At 40.1% G+C, this 22,425-nt stretch carries 21 protein-coding genes and 1 pseudogene; 17 read left to right on the top strand and 5 right to left on the bottom strand.

The window, feature by feature from the left end:
* The first annotated feature begins 141 nt into the window (after positions 1-141).
* The 3 genes and pseudogenes from BVH04_RS01155 to BVH04_RS25695 all read left to right on the top strand — a co-directional run bounded on the left by BVH04_RS01155 (position 142) and on the right by BVH04_RS25695 (position 2,166).
* Complete coding sequence (locus BVH04_RS01155; protein WP_086539495.1) at positions 142-735, top strand: precorrin-2 dehydrogenase/sirohydrochlorin ferrochelatase family protein; 594 nt, start codon at positions 142-144, stop codon at positions 733-735.
* Positions 736-883: 148 nt separating this feature from the next.
* A pseudogene (locus BVH04_RS25700) lies at positions 884-1,711 on the top strand (ATP-binding protein).
* Positions 1,712-1,722: 11 nt separating this feature from the next.
* The gene (locus tag BVH04_RS25695; RefSeq protein WP_317045474.1) at positions 1,723-2,166 is read left to right on the top strand and encodes a DUF4143 domain-containing protein; all 444 of its coding nucleotides are present in this window, start codon (positions 1,723-1,725) and stop codon (positions 2,164-2,166) included.
* A 664-nt stretch (positions 2,167-2,830) separates the two neighbouring features.
* Here BVH04_RS25695 and BVH04_RS01145 read toward each other — a convergent pair.
* On the bottom strand, positions 2,831-3,451 hold the full coding sequence (locus BVH04_RS01145; protein ID WP_086539494.1) for a hypothetical protein: 621 nt from the start codon (positions 3,449-3,451) through the stop codon (positions 2,831-2,833).
* 185 nt (positions 3,452-3,636) lie between these two features.
* Between BVH04_RS01145 and metK the strand changes: the two genes are divergently transcribed.
* Entirely contained in the window at positions 3,637-4,890 is a 1,254-nt protein-coding gene (gene metK / locus BVH04_RS01140) for a methionine adenosyltransferase (RefSeq protein WP_086539493.1), read from the top strand.
* Between the two features lie 72 nt (positions 4,891-4,962).
* Here metK and BVH04_RS01135 read toward each other — a convergent pair whose 3' ends face one another.
* Positions 4,963-5,946 (bottom strand): D-alanine--D-alanine ligase, encoded by a 984-nt coding sequence (locus tag BVH04_RS01135; RefSeq protein ID WP_086539492.1) that lies wholly within the window; start codon positions 5,944-5,946, stop codon positions 4,963-4,965.
* Positions 5,947-6,234: 288 nt separating this feature from the next.
* Between BVH04_RS01135 and BVH04_RS01130 the strand changes: the two genes are divergently transcribed.
* Entirely contained in the window at positions 6,235-6,561 is a 327-nt protein-coding gene (locus BVH04_RS01130; RefSeq protein WP_169714335.1) for a GIY-YIG nuclease family protein, read from the top strand.
* 102 nt (positions 6,562-6,663) lie between these two features.
* On the opposite strand, the gene BVH04_RS01125 is transcribed toward BVH04_RS01130, so the two are convergent.
* On the bottom strand, positions 6,664-6,903 hold the full coding sequence (locus tag BVH04_RS01125) for a hypothetical protein (protein WP_086539491.1): 240 nt from the start codon (positions 6,901-6,903) through the stop codon (positions 6,664-6,666).
* A gap of 105 nt (positions 6,904-7,008) precedes the next feature.
* Here BVH04_RS01125 and BVH04_RS01120 point away from each other — a divergent pair, with 105 nt between their 5' ends.
* From BVH04_RS01120 to atpC, 3 genes are all read left to right on the top strand, one after another.
* Positions 7,009-7,488, top strand: coding sequence for a C40 family peptidase (locus BVH04_RS01120; protein ID WP_086539490.1), 480 nt, complete (start codon positions 7,009-7,011; stop codon positions 7,486-7,488).
* A 150-nt stretch (positions 7,489-7,638) separates the two neighbouring features.
* Complete coding sequence (gene atpD / locus BVH04_RS01115) at positions 7,639-9,141, top strand: F0F1 ATP synthase subunit beta (RefSeq protein ID WP_086539489.1); 1,503 nt, start codon at positions 7,639-7,641, stop codon at positions 9,139-9,141.
* An 89-nt stretch (positions 9,142-9,230) separates the two neighbouring features.
* A complete protein-coding gene (atpC, locus tag BVH04_RS01110; RefSeq protein WP_086539488.1) occupies positions 9,231-9,476 on the top strand; it encodes an ATP synthase F1 subunit epsilon in 246 nt (81 codons plus the stop codon).
* A 246-nt stretch (positions 9,477-9,722) separates the two neighbouring features.
* Here the strand turns inward: atpC and BVH04_RS01105 are convergent, their stop codons facing one another.
* Positions 9,723-12,290, bottom strand: coding sequence for an adenosylcobalamin-dependent ribonucleoside-diphosphate reductase (locus BVH04_RS01105; protein ID WP_086539487.1), 2,568 nt, complete (start codon positions 12,288-12,290; stop codon positions 9,723-9,725).
* Between the two features lie 565 nt (positions 12,291-12,855).
* Positions 12,856-13,548: a hypothetical protein gene (locus BVH04_RS01100; RefSeq protein ID WP_086539486.1), complete on the bottom strand. Its 693-nt coding sequence runs from the start codon at positions 13,546-13,548 to the stop codon at positions 12,856-12,858.
* Positions 13,549-13,808: 260 nt separating this feature from the next.
* Here BVH04_RS01100 and rpsU point away from each other — a divergent pair, with 260 nt between their 5' ends.
* The 9 genes from rpsU (at position 13,809) to BVH04_RS01055 (ending at position 22,414) form a co-directional block, all read left to right on the top strand.
* Complete coding sequence (gene rpsU / locus BVH04_RS01095) at positions 13,809-14,003, top strand: 30S ribosomal protein S21 (RefSeq protein WP_086539485.1); 195 nt, start codon at positions 13,809-13,811, stop codon at positions 14,001-14,003.
* Between the two features lie 131 nt (positions 14,004-14,134).
* Positions 14,135-15,019 carry a tyrosine-type recombinase/integrase gene (locus tag BVH04_RS01090; protein ID WP_086539484.1) on the top strand — a complete coding sequence of 295 codons (885 nt, stop codon included), beginning with the start codon at positions 14,135-14,137 and terminating at the stop codon, positions 15,017-15,019.
* Between the two features lie 36 nt (positions 15,020-15,055).
* Positions 15,056-15,361, top strand: a complete 306-nt coding sequence (gene hpf, locus BVH04_RS01085) for a ribosome hibernation-promoting factor, HPF/YfiA family (protein ID WP_086539510.1) — start codon at positions 15,056-15,058, stop codon at positions 15,359-15,361.
* A gap of 68 nt (positions 15,362-15,429) precedes the next feature.
* A complete protein-coding gene (locus BVH04_RS01080) occupies positions 15,430-16,929 on the top strand; it encodes an ArnT family glycosyltransferase (protein ID WP_086539483.1) in 1,500 nt (499 codons plus the stop codon).
* Between the two features lie 84 nt (positions 16,930-17,013).
* Positions 17,014-17,979, top strand: coding sequence for a glycosyltransferase family 2 protein (locus BVH04_RS01075; RefSeq protein ID WP_086539482.1), 966 nt, complete (start codon positions 17,014-17,016; stop codon positions 17,977-17,979).
* 44 nt (positions 17,980-18,023) lie between these two features.
* Entirely contained in the window at positions 18,024-18,905 is an 882-nt protein-coding gene (locus BVH04_RS01070; RefSeq protein WP_086539481.1) for a lysylphosphatidylglycerol synthase transmembrane domain-containing protein, read from the top strand.
* 75 nt (positions 18,906-18,980) lie between these two features.
* Entirely contained in the window at positions 18,981-20,153 is a 1,173-nt protein-coding gene (locus BVH04_RS01065; RefSeq protein WP_086539480.1) for an ATP-binding protein, read from the top strand.
* A 49-nt stretch (positions 20,154-20,202) separates the two neighbouring features.
* Positions 20,203-21,018: an orotidine-5'-phosphate decarboxylase gene (pyrF, locus tag BVH04_RS01060; RefSeq protein ID WP_086539479.1), complete on the top strand. Its 816-nt coding sequence runs from the start codon at positions 20,203-20,205 to the stop codon at positions 21,016-21,018.
* A gap of 100 nt (positions 21,019-21,118) precedes the next feature.
* Positions 21,119-22,414 carry a DUF2851 family protein gene (locus BVH04_RS01055; protein WP_086539478.1) on the top strand — a complete coding sequence of 432 codons (1,296 nt, stop codon included), beginning with the start codon at positions 21,119-21,121 and terminating at the stop codon, positions 22,412-22,414.
* Positions 22,415-22,425: the final 11 nt, after the last annotated feature.

Here is a 22,425-nt window from a genome sequence, read left to right as displayed (position 1 = left end):
ATCTGTAAATCAGGAAGTCCTGTTTGCATACTTTTCAACTTTAACATTTTCCTACCTAATATCGAACATCGAATGAAGAATTCTGACTAATGAAATTCAGTTAGTTTATTGTCTTGATACCAGCATCTTTATACTTAAAAAATGAACCATCTATACCCCATATTTCTCAAAGTACATGAGCTCAGCTTACTCCTGATTGGTGGAGGAAATGTGGGTACTGAAAAGCTGGAATTTTTGCTAAAATCAAGTCCTAATGCTCAGGTTACAGCAGTGTCTAGGGAATTCTCTCAGAGCTTTTTGGATCTGGCATCGACTACAGATTCTGTGACCATGATCGAAGATGTCTATCATGAAAAGTATCTTGGAGGAAAGCATATCGTGATCGCTGCTACGGACGATAAAGCTGTCAATCGGCAGATTCGCAATGAGGCAAAGGAGCGCTTTCTTTTAGTAAATGTGGCCGATACGCCAGATCTCTGTGATTTTTATTTGGGAGGAATAGTCACCAAAGGAAACTTGAAAATCGCCATCAGTACCAATGCCAAATCTCCAACTGCTGCCAAGCGACTTCGTCAATTGCTCGAGGAAGTACTTCCTGAGGAAATCGATGACTTATTGGACAACCTCAATGCCTATCGCGAAACACTAAAAGGGGACTTTGAATACAAAGTGAAGGCGATGAATGAGATCACGAAGGGATTGGTGAAAGTGAGAAATCAAAAGTCTGATACCTGACGAATCCTTGAACGTAAAATCAGCTATATTCTGATTATGTGAAGAAAATCACATTTTAGGGTCTTATTTATGTGATATCTTTCACATTTTTGATTCTTAAAATGTGATTTATCTTTTTCGAGCGAATCATTTACAAGAAACTAGCTGAGTGGGGTCAAAGAGAAAAGCCAAAACCACTTTCCTGAAAGGCGCGAGACAGGTGGGCAAGACCACTATTCTGAAGCATATCGGAAGCAAAAACTATAAAAATAGTGCATACTTCAATTTCTAGAAGCAACCCGATCTTAAGCAGTTTTTCGAAATCAGCAAAGCGCCCACCCAAATCATTCAGAATCTCTCCTTGGTCGTTGGCTTTAAGATTGAGCCAAAACAAACGCTAATAATTCTTGACGAAATTCAGGAATGTAAAGAAGCACTGAATTCGCTGAAGTATTTTGAAGAATCAGATTCTGCCTATCATATTGTAGGTGCAGGCTCACTTCTGGGAGTAACGCTTGGCAATCAGGCTTCTTTTCCAGTTGGAAAAGAGGATTTTTTGGAGATGTACCCGCTTACTTTTTTAGAGTTTTTGGAAGAGAAAGATGTGGAAATGGAGCGGTACATTTATTCTATTAGCGAACTATCGCCCATTCCTGACTTCTTTTTCAATCGAATTTTAGAGAATTTTCGGCTGTACAGCCTTTCGGGTGGGATGCCAGAACCAGCGCGGGAAATGGCTGAAACGGGAGACTTGAAAAGAGTGGAGGAGCTCTTGGCAAATATCAACCTTTCCTATCAGCTCGATTTCTCTAAACACGTAGCCGCCAAGGACATTCAAAAGATAAGTTACATTTGGGATTCTATTCCTTCTCAATTAGGTAAAGAAAATAAAAAATTTCTCTTCCAAGTAGTGAAACCAGGAGCTCGGGCAAGAGAATTCGAAGATGCGTTAGTTTGGCTGATACAGGCAGGTCTGGTTTACAAGGTTTCTGAGTAACTAAATCTGGTATCCCATTGTCAGCATACAAAGATCTTTCTGCATTCAAAGTTTATTTTTTGGATGTGGGGATCCTTCGAAAGAAAGCAGGATTAGACGCCAGGTCAGTCTTAAACGCCAATGATTTATTCACAGAATTTAAAGGTTCATTGGCTGAAAACTATGTGCTACAATCACTCTTGGTACAATTTGAAAATACTCCGGCATATTGGACTTCGGATGGGAAAGCAGAGTTGGACTTCTTACTACAGGCAGAGGGCACCCTAATTCCCATTGAAGTCAAATCAGGCCAAACGATTCGAGGAAAGAGCATGTCTATTTACGAATCTACCTATGGTCCAAAAGTGAAGGTAAGGTACTCTATGCGAAACCTCCTAAGACAAGAGAATTTGTTAAACATTCCCTTATTTCTGGCTGACAGAACCAAATTCTTTTTGGATAAGCAGTTACAATAGAAATGTCATATTCTAGTTTTGCTAGCTAGTAAAAAGTAAAGAATCTCAGGGATTAAACCTATACTTACACATAGACCACACGCTCATTATTTTGCGCCCTCAATGCCTATCGCGATACACTAAAAGGTGACTTTGAATACAAAGTGAAGGCGATGAATGAGATCACGGAGGGATTGATGAAAAAATCAAGTTGACCTTATTGGAATAAATTACTAATTCTTTAAATTGATATGATTTTTCTCTTTTAAAGATTGCACTATGAAACGATCTCTAGTTGTTAAGATCTTAGCATTTACAGTTTCCCTTTTAGTCTTTTCCTACTTTTTTGCAAACAGGGACGAATTCAAGAGAGGATTAAGAGGTCAACCTTCTCTCGAGATTGTAGATACATAAGATGTGGAAAATTGCCAGAGGTTTTTTATGAGTTTTAATCGTTGTGTTTGCGTTGAACTCAATGTATGTTTTTATGCTTACGAATGAAAACGAGGAGTTTCGCTTATTAGGCATTTTAGAATCCAGCAAACTTGGTGCAGGCTTCTCTTACTTAGCACTAGCTCTTTTTAGGTTAATAATTCTAAAATATGAGGATCAAAAAAGCAAAGTTTGACATAGTTGAGGGGTGGCTACCTAAAGATTTTTCAATAAATGTTTTCTCGCGATTAAGTCAATCTTCAATGGCGATAAAAAGGAGTTTTGCACTTATGCCTTTTGAAGTCAGATAGAGTTTGTTACTTTTTATTTCGAAGGATTCTACCGACTCAATTGCTTTCAAAAAATCAGCTTCAAATTCTAACACGGGAAAAGTGTTTGAAGTGTTTATATATGGTATAAATTCTATTCCTTCTTTAGGAGCAAAAAATGTGAGATTTCCTGCCTTACTGCTGGAAAAACAACCTTCGATCTCATTTGAAAATGTTCTGACATTGAAGGAGGCTAGATTGTGGCATTCTGACAATTTGGAATCTTCTTTAGAAAACTGAAGAGTTACCTTGAAAATATTACTGTAATCTTCGCCTCCAAGGGAAAAGACTGCTATTCTTGCAAGACACGTCAGGTTGTCAAATGGCTCGGGGTCGGTGGAACTGTTCTGAAATCCTGCAAATTCCCAACTGCTATACAGATCATATTTCCCAGCCTTGTCACTCAGGTCATAGCAGCAAATGTCTTTGGGGTTACACTTTGTCTCGATTAGAAGCGGAGGTGGTTCTACTAGCTCAGGATTTTCAATTTCTTGCGAGCAACCTAACAATAGAATAATCATAGCAGTATAAAGTTGATTTCTCATAATGCTTAGTAGATTAAAGATTCCATTACGTTATAAACGTACTGATAAGTCACAGTTTTTCCAGTTTAAGTTACAAATTATCCATACTTTTAAAACTCCCCCAGTTTTAAGTTTTCAATTTTTTATTTCCCCTAGTTCCCGTATTTTTGTGCAACCTTTAAAAAACGCATTTCCAACATATATTTATGGCATATTTATTCACCTCAGAATCAGTATCTGAAGGGCATCCAGATAAAATCGCAGATCAAATTTCTGACGCGTTAATTGACAATTTTTTAGCTTTCGACCCTAACTCTAAAGTAGCATGTGAAACGCTTGTGACGACTGGCCAGGTGTTTTTGGCAGGAGAGGTGAATTCTGACATCTACCTTGATGTGCAGAAAATCGCCCGTGACGTGATCAACCGAATCGGCTATACGAAGAGTGAGTACATGTTTGAGGGAAATTCATGTGGAGTGATTTCTGCTATTCATGAGCAGTCGTCGGAGATTAATCAAGGTGTGGTTCGCGGCAATCCAGAAGATCAGGGTGCAGGTGATCAGGGAATGATGTTCGGTTATGCAACTAACGAAACTGAAAATTACATGCCTTTGGCTTTGGATCTTTCGCACATGATCCTTCGTGAATTGGCTGAGTTGAGAAGAGAAAATAAAGACATCACCTATATCCGTCCTGACTCAAAGGCTCAAGTCACTATAGAATACAGTGATGATAATGTACCACAGCGAATTGAGGCAATTGTAGTTTCTACTCAGCACGATGATTTTGACGAAGAAGTGGCAATGCTTGCCAAAATCAAGTCAGATATCATCTCTATCTTGATTCCAAGAGTGATTGCGAAGCTGAAGCCGGAATTACAAAAGCTGTTCACTTCAGAAATCAAGTATCATATAAACCCAACAGGGAAGTTTGTAATCGGTGGGCCACATGGTGACACTGGTTTGACAGGAAGAAAAATTATTGTGGACACATACGGAGGAAAAGGCGCTCACGGTGGAGGGGCCTTCTCTGGAAAAGATCCTTCAAAAGTTGACCGCTCTGCTGCTTACGCCACTCGTCATATTGCGAAAAACATGGTGGCTGCAGGTATTGCAGATGAGGTGTTGGTACAGGTTTCTTACGCGATTGGAGTTGCCCAGCCAATGGGTATTTATATCAATACCTATGGCACTTCTAAGGTGGATATGCATGATGGAGCGATTGCGAAGAAAATCGAAGAGATATTCGATATGCGTCCTTATGCCATCGAGCAGCGCCTTAAGTTGAGAAATCCTATCTACGAGGAAACTGCAGCTTATGGTCACATGGGAAGAATAAACGAGGTAGTAACAAAAACCTTCATCTCTCCATACCGTGATAAAATAGTTTTAGACGTAGAGCTTTTCACTTGGGAAAAACTGGACTACGTGGATAGAATAAAATCCGTATTTGGTCTATAAAAACAAAAGCTCTCGATTTACATCGAGAGCTTTTGTTTTTTGCTTCGGACATCGGTCTCACAACTTCGGTCTTCAAAACATCTCCTCAATCAGCTCAGTATAGAAATCCTTTACTTCCATTCCAATAGCACGAATTTGCTGTGAAATCAGGCTAGTTTCGGTTTGTCCTGGGACAGTATTCACTTCGATAAAGTAAAATTTCCCGGTTTCATGTTGGAGAAAGTAATCTACTCGGATAGCTCCTTTGCAGTTTAACTTCTCGTAAATTTTAGGAATAATTCGATTGACGCGTGCTACCTCTTCCTCACTTTGACGTCCCGGTGTTATTTCCTCTGTTATGCCAGCGATGTATTTGGCCTCATAGTCAAAAAACTCCTTGCTGCTCACGATCTCTGTAGCAGGAAGCACGGTTATTTCTCCTTTTCCCTTATAGCAACCAATAGAAAACTCACGTCCTGATATAAACTCCTCGACAAGCACTTGGGTGTCTTCAGCAAAAGCTTTTTCAAGCGCTTCAGGCAATTCTTCCCATGTTTTTACTTTGCTCATCCCGATAGAGCTTCCTCCATTGTTTGGTTTGATGAATAGCGGTAGAGTCAATTCATCTTTCACGCGTTGGAGATTTGTGGATGAGTTTTCAAAAAGCTGAAGAGATTTAGCGACATGAAGTTCCTCGATGTCATCTACTATGGCTTTGGTGTAGCCCTTATTCATGGTGATGGCGGAGCTAAGCTGATCACATGTAGTGTATGGAATGCCGATCATATCGAAATATCCTGCAAGTTTGCCATCCTCTCCAGGTGAGCCATGAAGGATATTGAAAACTCCGTCAAAAGTGATTTTTTCGTCGCCAATTCTGATGCTGAAGTCATTCAAATCCACAGGAGTTTTTTCTCCAGAAGTACTCAAAAAATGCCAATCACCAGGATAGATCAATATTTTGTACACGTCGTAAAGATCGCGATCAATGGTTTTTTCCACCACAGCGGCACTTTTCAGAGAAATAACAGATTCTCCAGTATATCCGCCGGTCACAAGGGCAATTTTTCTCTTCATAGGTATCGGAATTAATGGTACGAATTACTCGATTTTTCTGTTATTTCTCGCAGATCATCGCAGATTTATCACCCCAAAATTGTTCTGGTTCATTCTAAAATCGGAGCGTTTTGTCAGTCCGAGCGAAGTCGAGGACCTTTAGTCTATCAACAAGTGACTTTTAAAAATTTGATTAAGTATAGTTTTATGGAACTTCATTAGTGCTAGAAGCTTTGGCATAAGCGAACAGGGTTATGAGACCTTCAATTTTTAAATTCCAATCTTATAAAAACATATTTTGTCTAAAGATTGAAATGTTCTGACGACTCCTTTTATGCAGGAGTTACAAATAACTTGGATAGAAGAATGGCTGAACATAATGAGGGTTTGGATCTCTTTTGCTATACGGTCAAAAGAAGGCCTTCAGAGTTAGTCTTTGTGCAGGAATTTCAAGAAGTCAATCAGGCTATTGCTTTTGAAAAACAAGTCAAAGGATGGAGTAGAAATAAGAAACTTGCCCTAATTAATGATGAGTGGGATAAGTTGAAAGAATTAGCGGATTGCAAGAATGGTACTTCGCATAAATATTTTAAACGTAACTCCAAGACCTCTAAATCGGATGACCATTCTTCCTAGGTTGAAAGGGCTTCGACTTCGCTCAGCTTGACAAAACCTTCGCTCAGCCTGACATGAGCTGTGCTCTGAATAAGATTACTTCACTTAAATAAATAGACTTTCTTAATCCAACTTTATCTGATCCAAATAGAACTTCATCCTCGTGTGATCACGTGGCAAAAAATCAATCTTGTCGATTTTGTCGTGCTTGTGATTGTAAAAAACTTCAACGTATTCGCTTTCGAGTAGATAGAGATTCACCTTGTGTTTGTAATAGCGAATACCCACAACGAAGGTGCCTTCCGTGTAGAGGGTATTTATTTTTTTGTGGAAAGGGAGGTTGGCGAATTCTTCTTTGCTCATAGTCTTCAATTGCGCTCGTTAAGTTAAGGAAATGAATTTCTTTTTGATCAAAAAAGGTTGATTCCTGATTGACTTCGACTTATACTTGAAAGATCAAAAACCACTATGCTGCGCAAACAATTCCGTTTTACCGCTTTTTTTCTTGTTTTGGGATTGATGCTCGCTACATCCTGCGCCTCCAGAAAGAAGGTAGGACGTGAGCCTTTTAACACTGTCATTCAGACGGCTAGAAGCTATACAGGAACACCTTATCGTTATGGAGGAACTACACGCTCAGGGATGGATTGCTCTGCTTTGGTTTATCATTCTTTTTATACTGTGGGAGTTACGATGCCGAGAATCTCAACTGATCAAAGTAAAATGGGTAAAAGCATTCGAACAAATGACATCAAACCAGGAGATGTATTATTTTTTGCAACTGGTAGAAGAAAGAAGCAAGTCACTCATTCAGGTATTGTAACTGAAACCACGCGTGGTGATGTCCGCTTTATTCATTCGTCCACTTCCTTGGGCGTCTCGGAAGATTATCTTAGTAATCGATACTGGTCTAATGCATTTTTATTTGCCAGAAGAATATTAGAGTAGTTTTTTGTTAGAGCGGCTTTAGAAGCCAATGAAGGACAATTTATTGAGAAGCTGTAGATTATTTCCCAAATATCCTTTGGGTTTAGGCATTATTGGTTAATTTTGCGGTCGAATTCAAAAAGCATATCCTTTTTACATTTCAATTATCAAATGGCAAATATTGGAAAGATAACTCAAGTGATCGGGCCCGTAGTGGACGTTTCCTTCGAAGGCGGTAAGCTGCCAAACATTCTTGACGCAGTAGAAGTAACCAAAGAAAATGGCCAAGTGGTCGTAATGGAAGTTCAACAGCACTTGGGTGAAGATCGGGTGAGAACTATTGCAATGGACTCATCTGAAGGGATGGTTCGTGGCATGGAGGTAAGAGACCTTGGTCAGCCTATTTCAGTTCCTACTGGTGAAGGTATCAAAGGCCGTCTTTTTAACGTGGTTGGAGAACCTATCGATGGTCTTCCTCCGCTTCCTGAAGGGAAAAGACTTCCTATTCACAGATCTGCGCCTCGTTTTGAAGATCTTTCTACAGCTACAGAAGTACTTTTCACGGGTATCAAAGTGATTGACTTGATCGAGCCTTATGCAAAAGGTGGTAAGATCGGTTTGTTCGGTGGTGCAGGTGTTGGTAAAACTGTATTGATTCAAGAACTGATCAACAACATTGCGAAAGCATATGCTGGTCTATCTGTATTTGCAGGTGTAGGCGAAAGAACAAGAGAAGGAAATGACTTATTGAGAGAAATGATCGAGTCAGGAATCGTGACTTACGGTGATGACTTCGTCCACAGCTTGGAAACAGAAGGTGGATGGGATCTTTCTAAAGTTGATTTGAAAAAACTAGAAGACTCTAAAGCAACCTTTGTTTTCGGTCAGATGAACGAGCCTCCAGGGGCGCGTGCACGAGTTGCCTTGACTGGTTTGACTTTGGCAGAATATTATAGAGATGGAGAAGGCGATGAGGCAGGTAAGGATATTCTATTCTTTATCGACAACATATTCCGCTTCACTCAGGCTGGTTCTGAAGTGTCCGCACTTCTTGGACGTATGCCTTCAGCGGTAGGTTACCAGCCAACTTTGGCAACAGAGATGGGAACTATGCAGGAGCGTATTACTTCTACTAAAAACGGATCCATTACTTCTGTACAGGCAGTATATGTACCTGCGGATGATTTGACTGACCCGGCTCCAGCGACGACTTTCGCTCACTTGGATGCTACTACAGTACTTTCAAGAAAGATTGCCGAACTAGGAATCTATCCAGCAGTGGATCCTTTGGATTCTACATCACGTATTCTTTCTCCAGATATCTTGGGCGAAGAGCATTACGGATGTGCACAGCGTGTGAAGGAGCTTCTTCAGCGTTACAAAGAATTGCAGGATATCATTGCGATCTTGGGTATGGAAGAGCTTTCTGAAGAGGATAAGCAAGTTGTACACAGAGCAAGACGTGTTCAGCGTTTCTTGTCTCAGCCATTCTTTGTAGCAGAGCAGTTTACAGGATTGAAAGGTGTGTTGGTAGATATCAAAGACACCATCAAAGGCTTCACTATGATCATGGACGGTGAATTGGATCACCTTCCTGAAGGAGCTTTCAACTTAGTAGGTAACATCGATGATGCGATCGCTAAGGGCGAGAAAATGTTGGCAGAAGTAAGGTAATTCGGTTAATGGTTAAGTGTTTAATAACCATGAGAGAAGTAATTCTGTCAAAAGATTTATCCTTTAACAACTAATCAGAAATTAAACGTATGCATTTAGAAATCGTCACACCGGACAAAAAAGTATTTCAGGGTGAAGTATCCGAGGCCAGTTTTCCTGGTGCCAATGGATCATTTCAGGTGCTGAATAATCACGCTCCGATCGTATCGGCTTTGGCAAAGGGAACTGTTTCCTTTACCACTCCGGAAGGAAAGCAATCCATGATTGTGGATGGTGGAGTAGTGGAAGTAAAAGACAATGTGATTGTATTGCTTGCAGAGAAAGTAGTCGTGTAAGCAATTCATCCGAATATATAAAAAAGGTCTCCTGTGTGAATTGGAGACTTTTTTTTGGTTGTATCACCACTAAGAACACAATGAGGTGCGAAGTGTTTTGTCAGCCTGCTTTATTCTAAATCGTTACATAAATAATCAAGATCATAATCCTGTTCAGATACAGAACGTATTATCTCTTCAACTTTTTCTAAACCAAAAAAAAGGAAGCGCTCAGGCTTCCTTTTTTAATTATAATGAATTTGAAGATCAACCACACTTGGAAGAACCGCAGTCCTTGCAGGTCAGGCAGCCTTCCTGATAGATTAGATTAACTGATTTGCATTGCTCACAAGCTTGTCCTTTAGCTTTCGTTCCATCTTCTACGTAGCGTTTCACTGCACGAACTACCCCGTTTTTCCAAGTATTGATAGATTCGTTATCCAATTGTAAGCTGTTGATCAGATCTACGATCTTTTCTATCGGCATTCCATAGCGAAGTGTACTGGAGATCAGCTTGGCGTAGTTCCAATACTCTGGATCAAACTTATGCGAAAGACCTTCTATGGTCGTCTTGTATCCTCGTATATTCTTATACTGGAAGTCATAGCGCGAAGTGCCATCTTCATTTCTGTTTTTGATGATCACACCTTTATTCGCCCACCTAGGAATTAGGATGCCATCTTCATCGTCCGCCAAACCTGTAAAAACTTCATAAGGTCTTCCATCAATCAGGCCTATAAATGCAATCCATTTTTCCTTGTTGTTCTGAAAGCGAACTACATCAGCTTCCAATACTTGCGGTCTTTTGGTAGGAAAAGGAGAGATAGAATCTTCTAGTATTCCTTTTTCTACTTCTTTTTTCTCTTCATTAGAAATCAAAACACCTGATCTTGATCCGTCTCGATATACAGTAACTCCTTTGCAACCGGCTTCCCAAGCTTCCATATACAATTGACCTACCAGTTCTTCGGTGGCATTGTTTGGAAGATTGATTGTCACGGAGATCGAGTGGTCTACCCACTTTTGCACAGCTCCTTGCATGCTTACCTTGCTCATCCAGTCCACATCATTGGAAGTAGCTAAGTAGTAAGGAGATTTTTTCACGATTTCATCCAGTTCTGCTTGCACAAAGTTCTTGGAAGAATCTATTCCGTTCACTTCCATCCATTGCTTAAATCTATGGTGGAATACCACATATTCCTCCCAGGAATCACCTAACTCATCCACGAAATCAATGCGCACGTTTTTGTCATTGGGATTGACCTTTCTTCTACGCTTATATACTGGCATAAATACTGGCTCAATACCTGACGAGGTCTGTGTCATCAAGCTGGTCGTGCCAGTAGGCGCGATGGTAAGAAGCGCAATATTTCTTCTTCCATACTCCAGCATTTCGTAGTAAAGCTTTTCATCTGCTTCTTTGAGACGAAGGATAAATGGATTGTTTTTTTCACGCTCTGCATCGAATATAGCGAATGCTCCTCTGTCTTTGGCGGTATATACTGACGCTCTGTATGCTTCAATACCTAATGTTTTGTGCACTTCTACCGAGAATTCATTCCCCTCTTTGCTTCCGTATCTGATTCCCAAGGCAGCGAGCATATCTCCTTCGGCAGTGATGCCTATTCCTGTTCTACGCCCTTCATTTGCTTTCTTCTGGATATTGAGCCATAAATTACGTTCAGTAGCTTTTACGTCGTCCTGTTCTGGGTCAGCGTCTATTTTCTCTATGATCGCATCGATTTTCTCTAATTCCAGATCGATGATGTCATCCATTAGGCGTTGTGCTGAATGCACATGCTTTTTGAATAACTCAAAATTGAAACTTGCCTCAGGGGTGAATGGATTCTCTACGTAAGAGAAAAGATTTATCGCCAGTAAACGGCAAGAATCGTAAGGACAAAGGGGGATCTCTCCACATGGGTTCGTAGATACGGTCTTGAATCCTAAGTCTGCGTAGCAATCCGGCACCGATTCATTGATAATTGTGTCCCAAAAGAGCATACCCGGCTCAGCCGACTTCCATGCGTTATGGACGATTTTCTTCCATAGTTTCGTAGCTTCTATGGTCTTTGAGAATTTTGGAGTTTCGCTGAAGATTGGGTATTTCTGTGTGTAATCAGAATTTGATTTGACAGCCTTCATAAATTCATCGTCGATTCTTACAGATACATTTGCGCCAGTAACTTTCCCCTGCTCCAATTTGGCATCGATAAAATCCTCAGAATCCGGATGATTGATAGAAACCGACAACATTAGCGCGCCACGACGTCCATCCTGCGCGACTTCACGGGTAGAGTTAGAATAGCGCTCCATGAACGGAACAATGCCAGTAGAGGTAAGCGCAGAGTTTTTAACAGGAGAGCCCTTCGGGCGAATGTGTGATAAGTCATGGCCTACACCACCTCGTCTCTTCATCAGTTGAACCTGTTCTTGATCAATCTTCATGATACCTCCATAGGAATCTGATTCACCGTTATTCCCTATCACAAAGCAGTTGGAAAGTGAAGCAATCTGATATGGATTGCCAATTCCAGCCATCGGGCTGCCCTGAGGCACTATGTATTTGAAATCCTTAATCAGATTAAAAATCTCTGCTTCTGAAAGAGGATTTGGGTAACGGGTTTCGATTCTTGCCAGCTCTTTTGCTATTCTGGTATGCATGTCGTTTGGCGTCAATTCATACAAATTGCCTTCCGAATCCTTCAAAGCATATTTATTGATCCACACACGAGCTGCTAGATCATCTCCTTTAAAATAGGCTTGGGAAGCTTCAAATGCTTCATCTTGAGTGTATGTTCTGGGCTGAACTTTAGTGTGGACTTGAGTACTCATCTTTTGTTGGTTTAAAATTCCCTTGTACTAAATTAATACATGAAGTAAGTAAAATTTGAAGTTTAAAAAATGATTTTTATCAGATAGTTTACAACAAAAATTATTAATGCGCTAACTATCAATATTTTATAATTTTAAGTAAGCTAAAAAGTTTACAAATAATTTATTTTTGAGTTCTAAAATTAAAAATAGGTTGTTGATATAATCCGTTTGATAGTAGGCTGGTTTTCAACCCTATTGAAACGAGTAATTATCTCAGATTTTAACTAAAGCCTATTTTTATGCTGGATAAGCTTATTTTATTAATCGAATGCCTTATTCTATAGTTAATAAAATTGACGAATCGTTTTACTTCTCAATCATAGATTTTGAACGAATAAAACTTGAAGAAAAACTTGAAGTTTTATCAATTGCTTTCGGTTCTTTGGCTTGCTGTAAATGTCAAAAACCTAATTACCACTTAAAGAATTGATGGAATGTTTTTTCTGCTGGTTTCAATCCGATTTTCTAAAAGATGTTAGGTAGTATTTCGTGACGCTCAACTGAACAAACACAATTTACTTAATTACTTGTTTTGAGGTAAGTTCAGATTTTTGAGTTGGATTTCCATTGTCTCTTTAATTTCCTGCTCATCAAACCAAGATTGTTTTAAAACTACTCCCCCTGAAGACGAAATCAATATAGCCATATTAGGGGCTTGTCCAGCCAGGTTCCAAAATTCGTTCTTCGGACCATCTAAGAGAACGGGTGTTTTTATTTTTTCCTCTTTTATCCATTTTTCTGCCAGCCCTATACGCTCGTCCATTGTTCTGGGCTGTTCCGCGGTTATTCCTGCTTGAATGTTATCTATAGCCGGCCAAGGAACCTCACTCATTGAATAAGGACTTGGAGAACTTTGTGGGTGTGCTTCCAGCGTATTTATCAAATAGATGTCTGCTTTTTCTTTGTATTGCTCATAAAACCAGTCAATTGTGTACAATTTTTCTCGTGTGATGTCACAAGTATAGCTTCCTGTTATCAAAAGTTTAGGGCGAATATGTTTGATTTTTGACAAGTTGAATGCTTCTCCATCTAGCGTATAAAAAGTAATGTCAGGTAATTGTTGACCCGGTTGGATTCCTACTGATGAAAAATCCATTTTATTTATTACTCCCTGTGAAATTGAAAATTCTACTGGCACAGAATGCGTTTGACTACATGCAACAGTAAGCATCAGGAAAGTCCAAAAGAATAAGGTTTTATTGCGTGGAATTTTCATAGATAGTTGGTTATATAAAAACTTAGATTTGTCAGTAACCAACTAAAGAAATTTCACTTAACAATTAATAAATAAGTTTAACGGTTAAAACACATCATTACCGAGCTGTTTAATACTTGACAGGTTGAAAACTTACTAAAAGGTTAAAAGGTTTTAGTCTATTAGAAGAAATTTGCCTCATAAAATGGAAATTCTGTATTCTTTTATTGATCTACAGAAATATATCCTACCTTTGTGCCCACGAAAGGGGGTGTATAGATATGATCATAGTTAACGTAAAAGAGAACGAATCAATCGAGAAAGCGCTAAAGCGTTTCAAAAAGAAGTTTGACAAGACTGGTGCAGTCCGTGAACTTCGTGCGAGACAAGCTTTCGTTAAGCCTTCCATCAAAAGAAGAGCACAAGTAATCAAAGCGGCTTACAAGCAGCATCTTCAAGAAGAAGCAGCGAAGTAATCAGTTTTGATCTTCAGATATCAAACGCACTTGTCTTCAGGCAGGTGCGTTTTTTTTTATGTCCTTTTGTAATTTCGATCAGCTATTAATCTCATTTTTTCTCCTAACTTATCTATTGAGTTACATAACATATGATCGATTCTTTCATCAATTACCTAGAGTTTGAGAAAAAGGCCAGTCCACATACAGTCGATGCTTACCGCTCTGACTTGGGACAATTTGAAGAATTTACGGCTCTTTCTTTCGAAATGAGTGATATAACGGAGGCCAAGCATCCCGAGCTCCGTTCATGGGTGATTGATCTGGTAGAAAGCGGGTTAAGTACTACTTCGGTCAATCGTAAAATCGCAACGCTACGGTCCTATTACAAGTTTTTGCTGAGATCAAGAATCATTTCCGCTGATCCAACGTATAAGTTAAAAGGTCTTAAAAATCCGAAAAAACTTCCTGAATTTGTACAGGAATCGGCTATAGAATCCGTTCTTAATGAAACCGTTTATGAATCGACATTCGATGGACAGCGTGACAAAATGGTGATGGAGTTTCTTTACCTCACCGGTGTCAGGCTTTCAGAATTGATTGGGTTACAATGGTCGGACATTAATCTAATAGAGGATTCGGTAAAGGTGCTGGGAAAGAGGAAAAAGGAAAGAATAATTCCTATTACAAAAGGCTTAAAACAGAATATTTTGCTGTACAAAAAAGTATTTGAGGAAAGGTTTTCTAAAGTTGTTCAAAGTGACTATTTTATTGTCAGCAATCAACAAAAGCAAAGTTACCCTATGATGATTTTTCGTATCGTCAGGCACTATTTAGATCTTTTCGCGCAGACTTCGAAGCGTAGTCCACATGTGCTGAGACATACTTTTGCTACTCATCTCCTCAATAAAGGTGCTGATCTGAATGCTGTCAAAGACTTGCTAGGTCATGCAAATCTAGCGGCCACTCAGGTGTACACGCACAATTCCATGGAAAAACTTAAGGCTGTGTTCGAACAGGCACATCCGAAAGCATAAATTTAATTATTTGTTCACCACTAAATGCAAATCAATATGAAACTGCAGATGCACTCCATCCATTTTGACGCCGATCGCAAATTGATCGACTTTATTCAAAAAAAAGCTGACAAACTGGATACTTACTATGACCAAATCATAGACGGAGAGGTTTTTTTGAGGCTCGACAAAAATGACAACAACGCCAATAAAATCGTAGAAATCAAACTGAATGTACCAGGTAAGCAATTCTTCGCTAAGAATCAGGCTGATTCTTTCGAGGCGGCTTCCGATGATGCTCTAGAAGGATTGAGACGTCAAATCAAAAAATACAAAGAAAAAGTGGTGCTGGCTAAACAGTAACGGCTAAGGACATTAGTTTTGTAGCACCTCTCAGTTTCTGGGGGGTGTTTTTTTTGATACAATACTTTATGCAGAAGTCTCCCAATTACACACTTTACTTTTGGCTGGTCACAATTGGTTTGGTCATCGCCAAGATTTTGTTTACCCTAAGGCCTGAGATAGACCTATTCACTGAAGAAGCGCAATATTGGCTTTGGTCCCAGAATATGGCCTGGCATTATTATTCTAAGCCACCTCTGGTCGCTGTGCTCAATTATTTGAGTACTGCCGTTCTAGGTAATACCGAGATAGGTGTGAGGATCAACGCGATTTTAATGGGAGTTGGGATTTCTTGGGTGACCTTTGTTTTTGGTTCGTATCTGTATGGAAAGAGAGTCGGGTTTTGGTCTGCAATGATTCTAAATGCTATGCCTGTCTGGTGGCTTGCGTCTACATTTCACATGACCGACAGTTCACTTACATTTTTTTGGATACTTAGTGTTTATTTGGCGTATCGAGGCATTACTGAGCATAAGGTGTTCTGGTGGATTTTGGCAGGATTGGCTACAGCTTTAGCAGTAATGGCAAAAGTCGTAGCGATTTTAATTTTCCCTGTGCTGCTTCTATTCTTGTTTTACACAGCAAGTTGGAAGATTCATCGTAGAAATTTCCTGCTTTTTGCCTTGGTGAGTTTGGTAGGTTTCGTCCCGGCTTTGATATGGAATTGGCAAAATGACTTTGATACCTTCAAGCATCTGGCAGCGCTGGGCGGAAGTGGTTCTAAATCTTTCTCGCCAGTTAATTCTTTCAAATGGTTTTTAGAATATTGGAGCGGACAGTTGGCAATTATATCCGTTTTTTTGTTGCCAGCTTGGTTTTTTGCTTTCAGGGCTATTTTTAAGACTAAAGACAATACTTCCATTTATCTGATTTTGCCAGGGTTGTTGACTTTCATAGCTTTTGCAGGGCTTAGTTTGATGAAAAGAGTAGAAGTGAATTGGCCTATTTTTGCTTACTCTGGCTTCGCAATAGTTTTGGGGCAATGGATAGTAGCTCAATCTAAGGGGTGGATTAGACTTCGCAATTGGGGGATTGGGCTCAGTATTGGGATACCATTGGTATTTCTGCTTCCGGATTTTACTTTTCTGAAATCAATAGAACCCATCAAAAAAGGAGAACAGAAGGCTCTGTCGAGAATGCTCGGACATGAAATGCTTGCGAATAGAATAGATTTTCTCAGGGATAGCCTAAGGTTGGAAAAGGAGTTTTTCTTCTCCGATTCCTACCATACTGCTTCAGAAATGTCTTTTTTCCTTGCAGACAAACCCCAGACCTATGTCCTTAATATGGGCTCCAGAAAAAATCAATTTGACCTATGGGATGACATGAGCCAGTTTGTCAACGGGGAGAATATAGGGGTATTTGTAAGCTGGAGTCATGAATCACTGGAAGACAGGGCGCGTTTTGAGAAATTAATATACGAGGAAACATATACGCCTATTTATCAGGATCTTCCTATCCGAAAAGTCAAAATCCAAATCTGGGAAAATCTGCAATTATTTGAGCCCTATGTCCCTATCACGTATTGAAATAACCACAAATAGGAATCTTCTGAAATTCAAGGTTTTTGTGCTGGCAATTTAAATACTCTATTTTTGACCAAATTTTAGCCCATGAGCAAGCCCCTTTTGTCTGTAGTAATCACTGTTTATAACGAAGAGGATAATATTCAGCCTCTTTTGGAAGCAACCTATTTAGCTCTGGAAGAAATCGATTATGAAGTGATTTTGATTGAAGATGGTTCTACGGATAGGACTGTGGATGAAGTGAAAAAGTATGCTAACAGCCGTACAAAGCTGATTATTTTCAACAGAAATTTTGGGCAGACTACTGCGCTTGCAGCAGGAATCGATATGGCTAAGGGCGAATACATTGCTACCATGGATGGGGATTTGCAAAATGATCCGACAGATATTCCTGTGATGCTGCAAAAAGCAATAGATGAAGAATGGGATGTGGTAGCAGGCCGCAGAGCGAATAGAAAAGACGGGTTTGTACTTCGTAAAATCCCGAGTAAAATTGCCAATTGGGTAATTAGAAATACAACCAAAGTGTATCTAAAAGATTACGGTTGTACGCTTAGAGTATACAAGGCAGGGATCGCTCAGGGAATGGGTCTTTATGGTGAATTGCATCGATTTATACCTGTTCTGGCAAAGCAGCAAGGCGCAAAAATGACCGAAATGGATGTGAAGCATCATCCGCGAATTCATGGTGAGTCAAAGTATGGCTTGAGCCGTACATTTAAAGTAATGTCGGATTTGATCCTGATGCTGTTTTTTCAAAAGTACTTCCAGCGACCAATTCACTTATTTGGGGGGATAGGCATTATCTCATTTTTGATTGGTTTTTTGATCAGTATTTACTTGCTCGTTCTGAAAATTATGGGAGAGGATATCTGGGGAAGACCGATTATGATTCTTGGATTTATCTTGGTTTTGGGTGGGATTCAGTTTATCACTACAGGCATTATCGCGGAGATAATTGTCCGGACATACTTTGAATCTCAAGATAAGACTACCTATACCATCAAATCTGTCTATCAAGGAGTGCTGAACCCAGTAATCAGGGTGCAGTAAGAAGTAGATTGTGGTTAAGTAGTTTTTCAAATAGCAATTGAATTTTGGCTAAAACAGAGAGTTCTTTTAAGAAGAAATTAACGACTGCCTTAAAATTGGTTTTAACCGGTTTGGCTCTCTTTCTGGTTTTTCGAAAAATGGATACAGGCCAACTATGGCAAATCACCAAGACCATTCATTGGATTTGGCTCATTCCTGCAGGGATACTTTTTTTATTGAGTAAGATGTTTACCGCCTTTCGGCTAAATCTTTATTTCAAAAATATCAATCTGAATATCTCCGAAAAGCTTAATATCAAGCTTTACCTGGTCGGAATGTTTTACAACCTTTTTCTCCCTGGAGGGATCGGAGGCGATGGCTACAAAGTGTATTTGCTGAATAAGCATTTTCAAACTCCGGTCAAATCTCTGGTAAAGGCTTCTCTTTTGGATAGATTGGGTGGTCTGGTAGCAATTGTTTTTTTGTTGCTAACGTTGATTCTTCCCGTGGATTTGACCTTGCCTTTTGCTTCGCAAATTCCCTGGGAGTTGTTGGTGGGAATATCGGCTTTGCTGGTGTTTCCGGTTTTTTATCAGATGCAGAAGTTACTATTTAAAGCATTTCTCCCATCTTTTTGGAAAGCAAATGGTTGGTCGATGGCTGGTCAAGTAGCTCAGTTGGTATGTGCTTGGTTTATTTTAAAAAGCCTTGGTGTGACAGAGAATTTCCTAGCCTATCAGCTGGTTTTCCTGCTTTCCTCTATCGTTGCAGTTTTGCCTTTGACTATCGGTGGAGTCGGAGCTCGTGAGTTGGTCTTCATCTATGCGCATACATATGCGGGAATTGACGAGGCTATTGCAGTCGCTTTCAGCTTGATCTTTTTCTTGATTTCAGCATTAGTTTCATTGATTGGATCTAGTGTTCGAATTGATTTTGATGAAAAATAGTTAATTTGCTCTATTTCAATGAAATAAATAAAAATCATCCTTGCAAATTTAAAATCAAATTTAAAATTTGCAAGGATGATTATACGAGATTTGACTTTGAAACTACAAGAATTGATGCCTGATTTTCCGGCAATAGCTATTCTTGGACCTCGTCAAGTAGGTAAAACTACCTTGGCGCAGGAGCTCGTAGAAATCATCGATCCCCAGTCAATTTATCTGGATTTGGAAAGTCCATCAGACCGAAGTAAGCTTACTGAACCGGAACAGTATCTTGATCTTCACGAAGGACGTTTGATCATTTTGGATGAGATCCAGCGAATGCCTGATCTGTTTCCGCTATTGCGAGGTGTGATAGATAGAAGAAGAAAGAAGGGCATACGCTCCTGTCAATTTTTGATCTTAGGTTCTGCATCTTTGGATTTGATACGACAATCTTCCGAAACACTTGCAGGAAGAATCGCTTATGAAGAACTTCCTGGGTTCAACGTGCTGGAGGTGGATTCTATTGAAGGACATTTGGATAAGATATGGCTGCGCGGAGGTTTTCCAGATAGTTTTCTAGCGAACACAGATAAATCCAGCATGACATGGAGGGGGAATTTCATCACAACTTATTTGGAAAGGGACATTCCGCAGATCGCGCAATTTGTTCCCGCCAATCGTCTCCGCCGTCTTTGGACCATGCTTGCTCATCAGCAGGGTCAGCTGATCAATCTATCCAAACTTGGGACGAGCCTAGATTTGACTTCACCTACTGTGAAAGGCTACGTGGAAATGTTGGAGGGTCTTTTACTGATTCGTTCCCTCCGACCTTGGTTGGTGAATGTAGGTAAGCGTCTGGTGAAAGCCCCCAAAATCTATATCAGGGATTCTGGTATTACGCATGCTTTATTGAATTTGACCAAACTGGATGATTTGTTGGGACACCCAGTGGTAGGAGGAAGTTGGGAGGGGTTTATTATCGAAAATATACTTTCTGTTTTACCAAAAGGTGCGGAATATGGTTTTTATCGGACAAGTGGGGGTGCAGAACTTGACTTGGTTCTGAGTCTGAATGGAGAGATTTGGGCAATAGAAATCAAGCGCACGTTGAGTCCAAAGCTTTCCAAGGGATTTCTAAATGCGGTAGAAGACATTCAAGCAAGCCAAAAATATTTTGTTTATGCAGGAACTGATACCTTTCCAATCGGTTCTGGAACAGTCGCAATTGGCTTGAAAGACTTTATGTTGAAACTAAAGGCAAGTTAGGAAACCCTAAAAACTCATTTTCCCTACCTTTGTCAAAATTCTATAATCCATGACTAGAGCGGAGCTTTTCTCTCAAATCCAGAAAAAATCATCCTTCTTATGCGTAGGTCTTGATGCAGATCTAGCGAAGATTCCTGCTCATCTGAAAAGCGAGCCTGATCCGATTTTCAGCTTTTGCAGAGAGATTATTGAAGAAACTGCTGATTATGCAGTGGCTTACAAGCCTAATATTGCCTTTTTCGAAGCATTGGGGCCAACCGGTTGGGAGACACTTCAGAAAGTCAATGAGATCATCCCACGAGAGATTTTCACGATTGCAGATGCCAAGCGTGGGGACATAGGAAATACCTCTAAACTCTATGCGAAAGCTTTTTTTGAGCAAATGGACTTCGATTCTGTGACGGTCGCTCCATACATGGGAGCAGATAGTGTGACACCATTTTTGGAGTTTGAGGACAAATGGGTGATCCTGTTGGCCTTGACTTCTAATGCTGGCTCCATGGATTTTCAGTTGATCAAGGATGAAAATGGTAAGCCGCTGTATCAATCAGTTCTAGAGAAAAGCCAAAAATGGGGTTCTCCAGAAAACTTGATGTACGTGGTAGGTGCTACTCGCGGAGAATTGATCGCTGAGGTAAGGAAATTGGTGCCTGACCATTTTTTCCTAGTTCCTGGTGTAGGAGCGCAGGGAGGGAGTTTAGCCGATGTTGCTAAATATGGGATGAACTCAAGCTGCGGGCTTATGGTGAATTCCAGCCGAGGGATTATTTATGCTTCTGACGGAAAAGACTTTGCGAAAGCAGCGAGGCAAGAAGCGAAGAAATTGCAAGAGGAAATGAAGAGTTTGCTGGAGAAGTATCTTTGATCAAACATTTAAGTGGCTAATATTTTGAAAGCCAGGGTTTACTGGCTTTTTTGTTTTTTAGTTTTTGGTTAAATTCACTTGACTTTTAACCTATACTTTTATGACTTTCAAGGAAGACTTTTTACAGCTCGTATGGAAATACCAGTATTTCGAAAAAGCGAAACTTCGCACTGCTGCTGGAGATGAATTAAAAATAATCCAGGTAGGATTTCATAATCAAAGCGAGGGGCCAGACTTCAGGGATTCGGTGGTGGTCATTGACAACGTAATCCTTCATGGTCATGTGGAGGTGCATAGATTGGCCAGTGAATGGAAGCAACACGCACATGGAGGTAATCCTGCTTATAACTCTGTAGTTCTTCACGTGGTTTGGGAAGATGATCAGGAAGTCCTTCGCAATGATGGAACGGCCATGCCGACATTGGAGCTGAAAGGATTGATTTTTTTGGATATCTGGAGAAATTATGAGCGGATGCTGGATTACAAGTCTGTTTTGCCCTGTGCTCATGGACTAAAGGATGCGCCAGAAATTGTGCGGTTTTCTGCATTGGAAAAAGCGTTAGTAGAAAGACTTCAGGAAAAGTCTAACTTGATTTTAGAAATTCTCAGATCCACTACGGATGATTGGGAGGAAACGGCCTATCGTTGGCTGTTCACTTGCTTTGGCTTCAAAGCTAATAGTCAAGCCATGGGGGAATTGGCATCTTTGGTTCCTTACAGAATTTTGCAAAAACATAGAGATCAATTGCCAGTATTAGAAGCTATTCTTTTAGGACAAGCGGGCTTATTGCCAGAGGATTCGGAAGAGCCGTATGTGCAGCATTTGATTAGAGAATATGATTTTTACAGAAGGAAATACAATTGGGACATGCCAATGAAACGGCAGCATTGGACTTTTATGGGGGTAAGACCAAGTAATTTTCCTACGGTAAGAATTGCTCAGTTGGCAGCGATTTTATCCAACGCGCCTAATTTACTTCAGTCAGTGATGCAGGATTCCCATGACTTACCAAGTTTCAAAAAGCTGCTGAAAGTGAAGCCAAGTGATTACTGGCAGTATCACTACAGTTTTGGGAAGCCTTCAGAAAGACCATCGAATTCAGGGGTTTCCAGTACGGCATTAGAGCTTTTGGTGATCAACTACGTAATTCCGCTTTGGTTTGCTTATGGACGGTATTTCGAGGAGCCTGACTGGCAAGAGCGGTGTTTTGATCTCCTGCAGGAGATTTCTGCGGAGAATAATCATATCATTCGCCGATTTCAATCCCATGGTTGGCCTGCGGAAAATGGATTCGATACCCAGGGAATGATCGGGCTCTTTAAAAATTATTGCCAACCTAAGAAGTGCCTTCAATGCAAAATCGCGCAAGTGCTCATCAAATCAGAATCCAAATGATTTTTGGGTAA

The sequence above is a fragment of the Algoriphagus antarcticus genome (genome assembly GCF_002150685.1).
GTDB lineage: Bacteria > Bacteroidota > Bacteroidia > Cytophagales > Cyclobacteriaceae > Algoriphagus > Algoriphagus antarcticus.
Note: the sequence above shows the minus strand (reverse complement) of the source record. Positions and strands in the feature narration are given on the sequence as shown.

Excerpts from the sequence above, each read along its gene's own strand:
- rpsU (WP_086539485.1), top strand. The coding sequence starts at position 13,809 with ATGATCATAGTTAACGTAAAAGAGAACGAATCAATCGAGAAAGCGCTA.
- BVH04_RS01155 (WP_086539495.1), top strand. The coding sequence starts at position 142 with ATGAACCATCTATACCCCATATTTCTCAAAGTACATGAGCTCAGCTTA.
- metK (WP_086539493.1), top strand. The coding sequence starts at position 3,637 with ATGGCATATTTATTCACCTCAGAATCAGTATCTGAAGGGCATCCAGAT.
- hpf (WP_086539510.1), top strand. The coding sequence starts at position 15,056 with ATGAAACTGCAGATGCACTCCATCCATTTTGACGCCGATCGCAAATTG.
- BVH04_RS01135 (WP_086539492.1), bottom strand. The coding sequence starts at position 5,946 with ATGAAGAGAAAAATTGCCCTTGTGACCGGCGGATATACTGGAGAATCT.
- BVH04_RS01065 (WP_086539480.1), top strand. The coding sequence starts at position 18,981 with ATGATTATACGAGATTTGACTTTGAAACTACAAGAATTGATGCCTGAT.
- BVH04_RS01105 (WP_086539487.1), bottom strand. The coding sequence starts at position 12,290 with ATGAGTACTCAAGTCCACACTAAAGTTCAGCCCAGAACATACACTCAA.
- BVH04_RS01125 (WP_086539491.1), bottom strand. The coding sequence starts at position 6,903 with ATGAGCAAAGAAGAATTCGCCAACCTCCCTTTCCACAAAAAAATAAAT.
- atpC (WP_086539488.1), top strand. The coding sequence starts at position 9,231 with ATGCATTTAGAAATCGTCACACCGGACAAAAAAGTATTTCAGGGTGAA.
- BVH04_RS01055 (WP_086539478.1), top strand. The coding sequence starts at position 21,119 with ATGACTTTCAAGGAAGACTTTTTACAGCTCGTATGGAAATACCAGTAT.
- BVH04_RS01080 (WP_086539483.1), top strand. The coding sequence starts at position 15,430 with ATGCAGAAGTCTCCCAATTACACACTTTACTTTTGGCTGGTCACAATT.
- BVH04_RS01075 (WP_086539482.1), top strand. The coding sequence starts at position 17,014 with ATGAGCAAGCCCCTTTTGTCTGTAGTAATCACTGTTTATAACGAAGAG.
- pyrF (WP_086539479.1), top strand. The coding sequence starts at position 20,203 with ATGACTAGAGCGGAGCTTTTCTCTCAAATCCAGAAAAAATCATCCTTC.
- BVH04_RS01100 (WP_086539486.1), bottom strand. The coding sequence starts at position 13,548 with ATGAAAATTCCACGCAATAAAACCTTATTCTTTTGGACTTTCCTGATG.
- BVH04_RS01090 (WP_086539484.1), top strand. The coding sequence starts at position 14,135 with ATGATCGATTCTTTCATCAATTACCTAGAGTTTGAGAAAAAGGCCAGT.
- BVH04_RS01120 (WP_086539490.1), top strand. The coding sequence starts at position 7,009 with ATGCTGCGCAAACAATTCCGTTTTACCGCTTTTTTTCTTGTTTTGGGA.
- BVH04_RS01145 (WP_086539494.1), bottom strand. The coding sequence starts at position 3,451 with ATGAGAAATCAACTTTATACTGCTATGATTATTCTATTGTTAGGTTGC.
- atpD (WP_086539489.1), top strand. The coding sequence starts at position 7,639 with ATGGCAAATATTGGAAAGATAACTCAAGTGATCGGGCCCGTAGTGGAC.